Annotated in this window: 7 protein-coding genes; 5 read left to right on the top strand and 2 right to left on the bottom strand. The window is 59.7% G+C overall.

Features of this window, described 5'->3' with window-relative positions; translation table 11 throughout:
• The first annotated feature begins 5 nt into the window (after positions 1-5).
• The 3 genes from pepN (at position 6) to ACYZT1_RS14180 (ending at position 7,422) form a co-directional block, all read left to right on the top strand.
• The gene (gene pepN / locus ACYZT1_RS14190; protein ID WP_462015350.1) at positions 6-2,663 is read left to right on the top strand and encodes an aminopeptidase N; all 2,658 of its coding nucleotides are present in this window, start codon (positions 6-8) and stop codon (positions 2,661-2,663) included.
• A 1,305-nt stretch (positions 2,664-3,968) separates the two neighbouring features.
• Entirely contained in the window at positions 3,969-5,021 is a 1,053-nt protein-coding gene (locus ACYZT1_RS14185) for a WD40/YVTN/BNR-like repeat-containing protein (RefSeq protein WP_462015349.1), read from the top strand.
• Positions 5,022-5,046: 25 nt separating this feature from the next.
• The gene (locus tag ACYZT1_RS14180) at positions 5,047-7,422 is read left to right on the top strand and encodes an efflux RND transporter permease subunit (RefSeq protein ID WP_462015348.1); all 2,376 of its coding nucleotides are present in this window, start codon (positions 5,047-5,049) and stop codon (positions 7,420-7,422) included.
• A 102-nt stretch (positions 7,423-7,524) separates the two neighbouring features.
• Here ACYZT1_RS14180 and ACYZT1_RS14175 read toward each other — a convergent pair whose 3' ends face one another.
• The gene (locus tag ACYZT1_RS14175; protein ID WP_462015347.1) at positions 7,525-8,244 is read right to left on the bottom strand and encodes a FadR/GntR family transcriptional regulator; all 720 of its coding nucleotides are present in this window, start codon (positions 8,242-8,244) and stop codon (positions 7,525-7,527) included.
• 225 nt (positions 8,245-8,469) lie between these two features.
• A complete protein-coding gene (locus ACYZT1_RS14170; RefSeq protein ID WP_462015346.1) occupies positions 8,470-10,206 on the bottom strand; it encodes an IlvD/Edd family dehydratase in 1,737 nt (578 codons plus the stop codon).
• A 193-nt stretch (positions 10,207-10,399) separates the two neighbouring features.
• Here ACYZT1_RS14170 and ACYZT1_RS14165 point away from each other — a divergent pair, with 193 nt between their 5' ends.
• Complete coding sequence (locus ACYZT1_RS14165; protein ID WP_462015345.1) at positions 10,400-11,722, top strand: MFS transporter; 1,323 nt, start codon at positions 10,400-10,402, stop codon at positions 11,720-11,722.
• 145 nt (positions 11,723-11,867) lie between these two features.
• Positions 11,868-12,860 carry an AraD1 family protein gene (gene araD1, locus ACYZT1_RS14160; protein WP_462015344.1) on the top strand — a complete coding sequence of 331 codons (993 nt, stop codon included), beginning with the start codon at positions 11,868-11,870 and terminating at the stop codon, positions 12,858-12,860.

Genomic DNA, 12,860 nt, shown 5'->3' with positions numbered 1-12,860 from the left:
CCAGCATGCGCACCGAACAACCGAAGATGATTTACCTGAAAGACTATCAGGCGCCCGAGTACCTGATCGACGAGACACACCTTACCTTCGAGTTGTACGAGGACCACAGCCTGGTCCATGCGCAACTGGTGATGCGCCGCAATCCCGAGCGTGGCCCGGGCCTGCCGCCGCTGGTGCTGGACGGTCAGCAACTGGAGTTGCTGTCGGTCACCCTGGCCGACCGTGAGCTGGGCGAAGCGGACTACCAGTTAAGCGAGAACCATCTGACCCTGCAACCGACCAGCGAAAGCTTCACGGTCGACACCAGCGTCCGGATCCACCCGGAAACCAATACCGCGCTGGAAGGCCTGTACAAGTCCGGCACGATGTTCTGCACCCAGTGCGAGGCCGAAGGCTTCCGCAAGATCACGTATTACCTCGACCGGCCGGACGTGATGAGCACGTTCACCACCACCGTGGTCGCCGAACAGCACAGCTACCCGGTGCTTTTGTCCAACGGCAACCCGATTGCCAGCGGCCCCGGCGAAGACGGCCGGCACTGGGCAACGTGGGAAGACCCGTTCAAGAAACCGGCTTACCTGTTCGCGCTGGTCGCCGGTGACTTGTGGTGCGTCGAAGACACGTTCACCACCATGACCGGGCGCTCTGTAGCGCTGCGCATCTACGTCGAGCCGGAAAACATCGACAAGTGCCAGCACGCCATGAACAGCCTGAAAAAGTCGATGCGCTGGGATGAAGAGGTCTACGGCCGCGAATACGATCTGGACATCTTCATGATCGTCGCGGTGAACGACTTCAACATGGGCGCGATGGAGAACAAGGGCCTCAACATATTCAACTCCAGCGCGGTGCTGGCACGCGCCGAGACCGCCACCGATGCCGCACATCAACGGGTCGAAGCGATCGTTGCGCACGAGTATTTCCACAACTGGTCGGGCAACCGCGTGACCTGCCGCGACTGGTTCCAGCTTTCGCTGAAGGAAGGATTTACGGTTTTCCGCGATGCGGGTTTCTCGGCCGACATGAACTCGGCCACGGTCAAGCGCATACAGGACGTGGCGTATCTGCGCACGCACCAGTTTGCCGAAGACGCCGGTCCGATGGCGCATGCCGTGCGCCCGGACAGTTTTATCGAAATTTCCAACTTCTATACCTTGACCGTGTATGAAAAAGGTTCGGAAGTTGTGGGCATGATCCACACCTTGCTCGGCGCCGATGGCTTCCGTAAAGGCAGCGACCTGTATTTTGAACGCCACGACGGTCAGGCCGTGACCTGCGATGATTTCATCAAAGCCATGGAAGATGCGAACGGCGTCGACCTGACTCAATTCAAACGCTGGTACAGCCAGGCCGGCACGCCGCGGTTGGCGGTCAGCGAGTTCTACGATGCCGCCGCGAAAACCTACAGCCTGACGTTCCGCCAAAGCTGCCCGGCCACCCCGGACAAGGTGGAAAAACTGCCGTTCGTGATCCCTGTGGAACTGGGTTTGCTCGACAGCAAGGGGGGCGAGATTGCGTTGCGTCTTGTGGGCGAGGCCAGCGCTCAGGGTTTTTCCCGGGTGATTTCAGTGACCGAAGCCGAGCAGACGTTCACGTTTGTCGACATCGCCGAACAACCACTGCCGTCGCTGCTGCGTGGTTTCTCCGCGCCGGTGAAACTGAGCTTCCCTTACACCCGCGATCAACTGATGTTCCTGATGCAGCACGACAGCGACGGTTTCAACCGTTGGGATGCCGGCCAGCAATTGTCGGTACAGGTCCTGCAAGAGCTGATTGCCGATCATCAGAAGGGCGAAGCGCTGGTGCTCGATCAGCGTCTGATCACCGCGCTGCACAGTGTGCTGACCGATGAAACGCTGGATCAGGCGATGGTCGCCGAGATGCTCTCGTTGCCGGGTGAGGCGTATTTGACAGAAATCAGCGAAGTGGCTGACGTCGATGCCATTCACATCGCCCGGGAATTTGCTCGCAAACAGTTGGCGAACAATCTGTTCGAACCGCTATGGCTGCGTTATCAGGCCAACCGCGATCTGTCGAAGAAAACGCCTTACGTGGCCGAAGCCGAGCATTTTGCCCGCCGCGCGCTGCAAAACATTGCGCTGTCCTACCTGATGCTCAGCGAGAAGGCCGAAGTGTTGGCGGCGACGCTCGAGCAGTTCGAGACCAGCGACAACATGACCGAGCGGCTGACCGCGCTGGCGGTGCTGGTCAATTCGCCGTTCGAAGAGCAGAAAGCCTCGGCACTGACGGCGTTTGCAGACCACTTCAAGGACAACCCGCTGGTCATGGATCAGTGGTTCAGCGTGCAGGCCGGCAGCCCGTTGCCGGGTGGACTGGAGCGGGTGCGTCAATTGATGCAGCACCCGGCCTTCAACATCAAGAACCCGAACAAGGTGCGGGCGCTGGTCGGTGCGTTTGCCGGGCAAAACCTGATCAACTTCCATGCGGCGGATGGTTCGGGCTATCGCTTCCTGGCGGATCTGGTGATCGAGCTGAACGGGTTTAATCCGCAGATTGCTTCGCGGCAATTGGCACCGCTGACTCGCTGGCGCAAATATGACGACAAGCGTCAGGCGTTGATGAAAGGCGAGCTGGAGCGGATTCGTGGGTCGGGTCAGTTGTCGAGTGATGTGTTTGAGGTGATCAGCAAGAGCCTGGCTTGAGTGCGGCTTTGCTCCTGCGGGTTCAGTGCTGATTCTGCAGGAGCGAAGATTGCTGGCGAAGGCTGTTTTGGATTCGGCTGCATTCCTGAGGATGTACTCGGGTTAATGTGGGAGCCGGTCTGCCGGCGATGGCTATGCCTTGGGCGATTGGGTTTTTTGGGTGTACATATCCGTTGCTGCGGTCAGGGCTACTATTGGTTTCGCTTTTACAGCGAGTCACTTGGAAGAGCACCAAGTAACCAAGTGCTCTTGCCCCTGACGTCCGGTGGCTCGCTAGTGCTCGCCATTCCTTCGCTCCGGTCCTGCTCCGTGGGCCCGCCGCGATCGGCCATCCTTGGCCGTGCGCGGCTAACCCGGCATCCATGCCGGGTTGCCCACTGCGCAGAACCTGCGCTCAGCCTCCCGACGGTGCGCTAACCGCCACAGCCGCCGAGGCGGCCTGATAGCCGACCTGGCTCGCAGTTTGCGCCGCAACATAAATCTGTGTAATTGGATGGACTCGCCCTCGCTGTCGTTGGCTGTTTAGACTGCCACCGTGGCGCATTGACGCCTCGGCTTGGGCGAGTCCATCCAATTACAGGTCCTTATCGTACAGGTCCTTCTCGTATCGGACAGAATGATCCTGTCCAGACGGCGCCGTTGCTTTGGCTTTGCTTTGGATCTTGATTTTGATCTTGATCTTGATCTTGATCTGCCCCGTCGGCAGGCCGAGCGCAGGTTCTGCGCAGTGGGCAACCCGGCAAGGATGCCGGGTTAGCCGCCCCCGGCCATGGATGGCCGATGGCGGCGGGCCTACGGAGCAGGACCGGAGCGAGGGTATGGCGAGCCTAAGCGAGCCACCGTACGTCAGGGGCGCAGGCGCTTGGTTACTTGGCGCTCTTCCAAGTGACCCGCCGTAAGGGCGGGACCAATTAAAGCCATCACCGAAAAATCGGATATGTACACCCACGAAACAGATGTCGCCCAAGACAAAGCCATCGCTTGCAAGCTTCGCTCCCACAGTTGAGCGAGTCCATCCGCGGGGAAGTTCTGGCCTGACACACCGCCCGTGCGTGCGGATCACATCGCCAATCACCCCACCTGATACCCCAACATTCAGCCAACCCGTCTACCACACAGGTTAACAAAAGATAACGTGGCGTCGATTGTCAGACCTTTCCAAACCCCGATAGGATAGGCCAGCTTCCGAAGGGGCTCTGGGTTGCGGGTTTCGGGACTATGCTCCTGACTTGTCTTTCCCTGCGAGCACCCCTGACGGCGCCCTGAAAGGTTGAACGACCTGACAATAATAATGGGGGAAGGTCTATGAGTGAGCCTGTCATGGGTGTGGGTGTCTGCCGCCCGCCGGCGCTACGCAGAATCGCGTTGCTGGCTACAGCGCTCTCGCTGTTGGGCTGTGCCGTGTTGTCGGCACCTGTGCTGGCCGCTGCGGCGACGGCATCCGATGCTGTTTATGCCGTTGAGTCCGCCAAAGCCAGCAAAAGCCTGATGCTCGACGTTGTGCACGCAGGCGCTCGCCTGATCGCGGTCGGCGACCGCGGGCACATTCTGTATTCCGATGATCAGGGCAAAAGCTGGACGCAAGCCAGGGTGCCCACCCGCCAGTTGCTGACGGCGGTGTTTTTTGTCGATGACAAGCACGGCTGGGCCGTCGGCCACGATGCCCAAATCCTCGCCACCGAGGACGGCGGCACCACCTGGACCAAGCAATTCGAAGAATTGAAACGCGAATCGCCGCTGCTCGACGTCTGGTTTCAGGACGTCGACAGCGGCTTTGCCGTGGGCGCTTACGGTGCATTGATGGCCACCACCGATGGCGGCAAACACTGGGAAGACGTCAGTGATCGTCTCGACAACGAAGACCAGTTTCACCTCAACGCCATCGCGGCGGTCAAGGATGCCGGGCTGTTCGTTGTCGGCGAGCAGGGCAGCATGTTTCGTTCAGCCGATTGGGGCCAGACCTGGGAAAAGCTGGAAGGCCCGTACGAAGGTTCATTTTTTGGTGTGATCGGTACCGCTCAGGCCAATACGCTGCTGGCTTACGGGCTGCGCGGCAACCTGTTTCGCTCTACCGATTTCGGCACCAGCTGGGAGCCGGTCCAGTTGAAAGCCACCCGCGGCGCGCTGGAGTTTGGCCTGTCCGGAGCGACGCTGCTTGACGACGGTTCCATCGTGATCGTAGGCAATGGTGGAAGCGTGGTGCGCAGCAGCGACGACGGCCTGACTTTCAGCGTGTTCAATCGAGCGGACCGCATCTCCGTGTCGGCAGTGACTGCGGCGGGCGACGGCAATCTGATACTGGCAGGACAGGGCGGCGTTCGCGCCACTTCGCCAACCGGCGCCGAGCTGGGCAAATAACAAGAAAGGCGGAGCTATGACATCCATGACAAGTCATCACCAGGACAAGGCGACGTTCCTCGAACGCCTGATCTTCAACAACCGCCCGGCAGTGATCGTAATCTGCCTGCTGGTCAGCATTTTCCTGTTCTGGCAGGCGACGCTGATTCGGCCGTCCACCAGTTTCGAAAAAATGATCCCGCTCGAGCATCCCTTCATTCAGAAGATGATGGAGCATCGCAACGATCTGGCGAACCTGGGCAACACGGTGCGCATTTCGGTGGAAGCCACCGACGGTGACATTTTCTCCAAGGAATACATGGAGACCCTGCGTCAGATCAACGACGAGGTGTTCTACATCTCCGGCGTCGATCGTTCCGGCCTCAAGTCGCTGTGGAGCCCGAGCGTACGCTGGACCGAAGTGACGGAGGAAGGCTTCGCCGGTGGCGAGGTCATCCCGCAGAGCTACAACGGTTCGCAGCAAAGCCTCGATCTGTTGCGCAACAACGTGCTCAAGTCCGGCCAGGTTGGACGCCTGGTGTCCAATGACTTCAAGTCAAGCATCGTCGATATCCCGCTGCTGGAGTCCTACCCGGACCCGCAGGATCAGGGCACGTTGCTGGCGCTGGACTACCGCAAGTTCTCCCACGAACTCGAAGACAAGATCCGCAACAAGTTCGAAGCGCAGAACCCTAATGTTCAGATCCATATCGTCGGTTTCGCCAAGAAGGTCGGCGACCTGATTGACGGGTTGGTGATGGTGGTGATGTTCTTCGGCATTGCCTTTGTCATCACGCTGATCCTGCTGTACTGGTTTACCAACTGCATGCGCAGCACCGTGGCGGTATTGAGCACCACGCTGGTGGCAGTGATCTGGCAGTTGGGCCTGATGCACTTTTTCGGCTTCGGACTCGATCCCTATTCGATGTTGGTACCGTTCCTGATCTTCGCCATCGGTATCTCCCACGGTGTGCAGAAGATCAACGGGATCGCCCTGCAATCGAGTGAGGCCGACAACGCCCTGACCGCAGCGCGGCGCACCTTCCGTCAACTGTTCCTGCCGGGCATGATCGCGATCCTTGCCGATGCGGTGGGTTTCATCACGTTGCTGATCATCGACATCGGCGTCATCCGCGAGCTGGCCATTGGCGCGTCCATCGGCGTGGCGGTCATTGTATTCACCAACCTGATCCTGCTGCCGGTAGCGATCTCCTACGTGGGGATCAGCAAACGCGCGGTCGAGCGCAGCAAGAAAGATGCGCACCGCGAACATCCTTTCTGGCGCTTGCTGTCCGGTTTTGCCAGCCCGAAAGTCGCGCCCGTGTCGATCGTTCTGGCCTTGCTGGCCTTCGGTGGCGGTCTCTGGTACAGCCAGAACCTGAAGATCGGCGACCTCGATCAGGGTGCCCCGGAGCTACGCCCGGACTCGCGCTACAACAAGGACAACAACTTCATCATCAGCAACTACTCCACCAGCTCCGACGTGTTGGTGGTGATGGTCAAGACCAAGTCGGAAGGTTGCTCGCGCTACGAAGCAATGGCGCCTATCGATGAGCTGATGTGGAAGATGCAGAATACCGAGGGCGTGCAATCGGCAATCTCGCTGGTGACGGTGTCCAAGCAGATGATCAAGGGCATGAACGAGGGCAACCTTAAATGGGAAACCCTGTCGCGCAACCCTGATGTGCTGAACAACTCCATCGCCCGGGCCGACGGCTTGTACAACAACAGTTGCTCACTGGCACCGGTGCTGGTGTTCCTCAACGACCATAAGGCTGCAACGCTGGATCGGGCGGTGCATGCGGTGCAGGAGTTCGCCAAGGAAAACAACAAGGATGGTCTGGAATTCATTCTGGCTGCAGGTAATGCGGGCATTGAGGCGGCAACCAACGAGGTGATCAGGGAATCCGAACTGACCATCCTGATTCTGGTTTACATCTGCGTCGCCACCATGTGCATGATCACCTTCCGTTCCTGGGCGGCGACCTTGTGCATCGTGTTGCCGCTGGTGTTGACGTCGGTACTGGGTAACGCGCTGATGGCGTTCATGGGCATCGGCGTCAAAGTCGCGACTTTGCCAGTGGTGGCGCTCGGGGTGGGGATCGGCGTGGATTACGGCATCTATATTTACAGCCGTCTCGAAACCTTCCTGCGCGCGGGTCTGCCGCTGCAAGAGGCTTACTACCAGACGCTGAAGTCCACCGGCAAAGCCGTGCTGTTCACCGGTCTGTGCCTGGCCATTGGGGTGTGCACCTGGATCTTCTCGGCCATCAAGTTCCAGGCCGACATGGGCCTGATGCTCACCTTCATGCTGCTCTGGAACATGTTCGGCGCGCTGTGGCTGTTACCAGCGCTGGCACGTTTCCTGATCAAACCGGAGAAGCTCGCCGGGCAGAAGGGCAACTCGTTGTTCGCTCACTGATCGCGGGCACAAACGAAAAAGCCGCAACCTGAGGGTTGCGGCTTTTTTATCGTGCACGCATTCCCCGTAGGAGCCAGCAAGCCGGCTACTACACGGCGTTCGTTATGCGGGATCGCTACCCAGCACCACACTCAACGCACTGCGCGCATCGTCGAGCTGCACCAGCGTGGCATGCCGGGCGCCGAGAGCGTCGCGGTTTTCGATGGCGGTGAGGATGGCCTTGTGTCGCGGCAGCGCCAGTTCATGCAGATTCGGCCGCTGGTTGGAGTGTTTTAATGCTTCGGCAATCGCGACCGAGAGCATGTTGCACAGGTTCGCCAGCAAGTCGTTGTGCGTGGCATCGGCAATGCGGCTGTGAAAATCCAGGTCCGGTTGCAGCAACGCTTCGGGCGTCGGTGCGGCTTCCATGCGTTGGTAAGCTTCACCGATCGAAGCGATGTCGGCGTCGGTCGCGAATTGCGCAGCAAGGGCCGCCGCAGCGGGTTCGATGATGCTGCGCACGCTGGTCAGCAGATCGAAGAATTCATTTTGCGGACTGCTTTGCATGAGCCAGTGCAACACATCCGGATCGAGCATGTGCCATTCCTTGCGCTGCTTGACCACCGTACCGACACGTGGCCGCGAATACACCAGGCCCTTGGCGACCAGCACGCGGGTGGCTTCACGCAGCACCGGTCGGCTCACCGCGTATTCCTCGCACAACAGCGCCTCGGCGGGCAGTTTGTCGTCCGGCTTGAAACGCCCGGAAACGATCTGCATGCCCAGTTCCTGGACGATGCGCGAATGCATGCTTTTGCGGTCGGAGGGTTTACGGTAATCCATGGGAAGCGGCGCGATCCTGTGCGATGGAGGTGTGGCGCATGATAGCAGGCACGGCACAATCCTGAGGTGGCTACGCAACCAAATGTGGGAGCTGGCCTGCCAGCGATAGCGGTGTGTCAGCCAACATGAATGGCAATTAACAGACCTCGATCGCTAGCAGGCTAGCTCCCACAGGGGATTGAAGTTCCAAATATAGATGCTGCCGCGGGCTGCGACCTTCTGCAGTTAATGAGAGTGACGCGGCACCTCGGACCCACGGCAACCGACCAGGAAGTCAAAGTCGCAACCTTGATCCGCCTGCAGCACATGATCGATGTACAGCTGACGATAACCGCCCACGATCAATTGCTGCGGCGGCCGTAGATCGGCCATGCGCGCGGCGAGCTCGGCGTCCGGAATGTCCAGATGCAGACGGCCATTGGCGCAATCGAGCTCGATCCAGTCGCCTTCCTTCACCGTCGCCAGAGGTCCGCCGGCAGCCGCTTCCGGCGCCACGTGCAATACGACCGTGCCGTAGGCGGTGCCGCTCATGCGCGCATCGGAAATCCGCACCATGTCCGTCACACCTTGCGCCAACAGCTTGGCCGGCAAGCCCATGTTGCCCACCTCGGCCATGCCCGGGTAACCCTTGGGCCCGCAATTCTTCATCACCAGAATCGAGTTGGCATCCACATCCAGTTCCGGATCGTTGATGCGCGCCTTGTACATGTCGAAGTTCTCGAACACCACCGCGCGACCGCGATGCTGCATCAGCTCGGCACTGGCCGCGGATGGCTTGAGAACAGCGCCAAGCGGCGCAAGGTTGCCGCGCAATACGCAGATGCCACCATCGGCGCGGATCGGGTTGTCGAGGGTGCGGATCACTTCGTCTTCACCATAAATCGGTGCGTCTTTGGTGTTTTCACCCAGCGACTTGCCGTTGACCGTCAACGCGTTCGGGTTGGGGATCAGGTTGGCTTCTCCCAGGCGGCGCAACACAGCAGGCAGACCGCCGGCGTAATAAAACTCTTCCATCAGAAAGCGCCCGGACGGTTGCAGATCGACGATGGTCGGCATGCCGCGGCCGATGCGCGTCCAGTCATCAAGGTCCAGTTCCACGCCGATACGCCCGGCAATGGCTTTCAAATGAATGACAGCGTTGGTCGAACCACCGATGGCAGCGTTGACCCGGATGGCGTTTTCGAAAGCTTCCTTGGTGAGGATCTTCGACAGGCGCAAATCTTCGCGCACCATTTCTACGGCTCGCATGCCTGACATGTGCGCCAACACATAACGGCGCGCATCGACGGCAGGAATCGCCGCGTTGTGGGGCAGGGAAGTGCCCAGCGCTTCAGCCATGCAAGCCATGGTCGAGGCGGTGCCCATGGTGTTGCAGGTGCCGGCTGAGCGGGACATGCCGCCTTCGGCCGCGAGGAAATCGTCGAGGGTGATGGTGCCGGCCTTTACTTGCTCGCTGAGCTGCCAGACCACCGTGCCCGAGCCAATGTCCTTGCCCTTGTGCTTGCCGTTAAGCATCGGCCCGCCGGTGACGACGATCGCCGGCACGTCGCAACTGGCCGCGCCCATCAGCAGCGCCGGGGTGGTTTTGTCGCAACCGGTCAGCAGCACCACACCGTCGATCGGGTTGCCGCGAATGGCTTCTTCGACGTCCATGCTGGCCAGGTTACGGGTGAGCATGGCGGTCGGGCGCAGGTTGGACTCGCCATTGGAGAACACCGGGAATTCCACCGGAAAGCCACCGGCCTCGATCACCCCGCGTTTGACGTGCTCCGCAATCTGGCGGAAGTGCGCGTTGCAAGGGGTCAGTTCCGACCAGGTGTTGCAGATGCCGATGATTGGCTTGCCGTGAAACTGGTGGTCGGCGATGCCCTGATTCTTCATCCAGCTGCGGTACATGAAGCCGTTTTTGTCGGCCGTGCCAAACCATTGGGCGGAACGCAGGGTGGGTTTTTTATCAGACATGATCGATTCTCTTATTGTATGACTATATTGTTCGAGCTGAGGCGTAACATAAGCCGGTTTTCGCCGCTTTGGAAGTGTTGTTGCGCAAATAGTATTACTATATAGTCGCTTTCAACGGAGGGATCAGCCCTGGCGATTTTCGCGAGAGGCGTCCCCCGAGTTTCTATAACAACAACAATCGGAGACCGATCTCATGAGCCAGGAACTGCGGCTGATTCGTCGCATCACGTTGAAACTGATCCCCTTCCTGATCCTGCTGTACCTGATCGCCTATGTGGATCGCTCCGCCGTAGGGTTCGCCAAATTGCACATGGGCGCCGACATCGGCATCGGTGATGCGGCCTACGGTCTGGGTGCCGGGCTGTTCTTCATTGGCTATTTTCTCTTCGAAATCCCCAGCAACCTGATGCTCGAACGCTTTGGCGCCCGCCGCTGGTTTGCGCGAATCATGATCACTTGGGGCGCCATCACCATCGGCATGGCGTTCGTTCAGGGGCCGCACAGCTTCTACGTGATGCGCTTCTTGCTGGGTGCCGCTGAGGCCGGGTTCTTCCCGGGCGTTCTCTACTACATCACTCAGTGGTTCCCGGTTCGCCATCGCGGCAAGATTCTTGGGCTGTTCATCCTGTCGCAACCGATCGCCATGCTGATCACCGGTCCGGTGTCCGGCGGTCTGCTGGGCATGGACGGGATTCTCGGTCTGCACGGCTGGCAGTGGCTGTTCATCGTCATTGGTGCCCCGGCGATCCTGTTGACCTGGCCGGTGCTGCGCTGGCTGCCGGACGGTCCGCAGCAAGTGAAATGGATGGACCAGGCTGAAAAGGACTGGCTGACCGAGGAGCTGAAGAAAGATCTGCAAGCGTACGGCCAGACCCGCCACGGCAATCCATTGCACGCGCTGAAGGACAAACGGGTATTGCTGCTGGCGCTGTTTTACCTTCCGGTGACCCTGAGCATTTATGGTCTCGGTCTTTGGTTGCCGACACTGATCAAGCAGTTTGGCGGCACTGACCTGGTGACCGGTTTTGTGTCATCGGTGCCCTACATTTTCGGGATTATCGGTTTGCTGATCATTCCGCGCAGTTCCGATCGCTTGAATGATCGTTACGGCCACCTGGCAGTGCTTTACGTGCTGGGCGCCATTGGCCTGTTTTTCAGCGCCTGGCTGACAGTGCCGGTGTGGCAGCTGGCAGCATTGTGCCTGGTGGCGTTCGCACTGTTTTCCTGCACGGCGGTGTTCTGGACCTTGCCGGGCCGTTTTTTTGCTGGCGCCAGTGCGGCGGCCGGGATTGCATTGATCAACTCGGTCGGCAACCTGGGCGGTTACATCGGGCCATTCGTGATTGGCGCGCTGAAGGAATACACCGGCAATCTGGCCTCGGGTTTGTACTTCCTGTCGGGCGTGATGGTGTTCGGCCTGGTGCTGACGGGCGTGGTGTACCGGGTGCTGGAGCGCAAGCACGCGTTGCCGGCGGATCAGTTTGCCGCGAGTGCGCGGGGTGCTACGCGTACCTAAATGACTGACACCGGCCCCTGTAGGAGTGAGCCGGCTCGCGATAGCGGTGTATCAGCCACCAACAATTTTGGATGTGCCGACGCTATCGCGAGCAGGCTCACTCCTACAGGAATCTGCGGTGTTTCGAATAACACAGGAGAAAATCATGCGTCTGGTTCAATTCGAATTGATTAACGGCGAGCGCCGGGTTGGCGTGGTCGAGGGCCATCTGGTCCGTGAAGTCCAGGACGCGCGCACGGTGCGTGATCTTGCCCTGGCGGCCATCGAGGCCGGGGTAAACCTTGAGCAGCAAGTGAAAACCCTGGGCCTGGGCACGACCCATGACTACGCTGACCTGCTGGCCCAACTGCGCATCCTGCCCCCGCTGGATCATCCGGACCCTGCGCACATGCTGGTCAGCGGCACCGGCCTGACTCACTTGGGCAGCGCTTCGGCGCGGGACAAAATGCACCAGCAGGCCGGCGACGAAACGGCGATGACCGACACCATGCGCATCTTCAAATGGGGTGTTGAGGGCGGCAAACCGACAGCCGGGCAGGCCGGTGTACAACCGGAATGGTTCTACAAAGGTGACGGCAGCATTGTCGTGCGCCCGGGCCAACCGTTCCCGCTGCCACCGTTTGCCGAGGATGCCGGCGAAGAGCCCGAACTCAGCGGCCTCTACGTGATCGGTCACGACGGCAAGCCGTATCGCCTTGGTTTTGCCGTGGGCAACGAATTTTCCGACCACGTGATGGAGCGCAAGAATTACCTGTACCTTGCACACTCGAAATTGCGCAGTTGCAGTTATGGTCCGGAACTTCGGGTCGGCGAACTGCCTCAACATCTGGCAGGCACCAGCCGTATCCTGCGCGACGGTGAAGTGTTGTGGCAGAACGAGTTTCTCAGTGGGGAGGCCAACATGTGCCACAGCCTCGAGAACCTCGAGTACCACCACTTCAAGTACAGCCAGTTCCTGCGGCCGGGCGATGTGCACATCCACTTTTTCGGCACCGCGACACTGTCGTTCGCCGACGGCATTCGCACACAGCCAGGCGACGTGTTCGAGATCAGCCAGGCCGAATTCGGCGCGCCGTTGATCAATGGCATCCTGCCTGTCGAAGCGTCATACGAACCTGGCACCATCGGCACTCTTTAA

Source organism: Pseudomonas sp. PB3P13, assembly GCF_054897735.1.
The sequence above is the reverse complement of the archived record's forward strand: the minus strand, read 5'-3'. Positions and strand labels throughout refer to the sequence as shown.

Bases quoted from the DNA above. Each gene is read 5' to 3' on its own strand.
- araD1 (WP_462015344.1), top strand. From the start codon at position 11,868: ATGCGTCTGGTTCAATTCGAATTGATTAACGGCGAGCGCCGGGTTGGC.
- ACYZT1_RS14180 (WP_462015348.1), top strand. From the start codon at position 5,047: ATGACAAGTCATCACCAGGACAAGGCGACGTTCCTCGAACGCCTGATC.
- ACYZT1_RS14175 (WP_462015347.1), bottom strand. From the start codon at position 8,244: ATGGATTACCGTAAACCCTCCGACCGCAAAAGCATGCATTCGCGCATC.
- ACYZT1_RS14170 (WP_462015346.1), bottom strand. From the start codon at position 10,206: ATGTCTGATAAAAAACCCACCCTGCGTTCCGCCCAATGGTTTGGCACG.
- ACYZT1_RS14165 (WP_462015345.1), top strand. From the start codon at position 10,400: ATGAGCCAGGAACTGCGGCTGATTCGTCGCATCACGTTGAAACTGATC.
- ACYZT1_RS14185 (WP_462015349.1), top strand. From the start codon at position 3,969: ATGAGTGAGCCTGTCATGGGTGTGGGTGTCTGCCGCCCGCCGGCGCTA.
- pepN (WP_462015350.1), top strand. From the start codon at position 6: ATGCGCACCGAACAACCGAAGATGATTTACCTGAAAGACTATCAGGCG.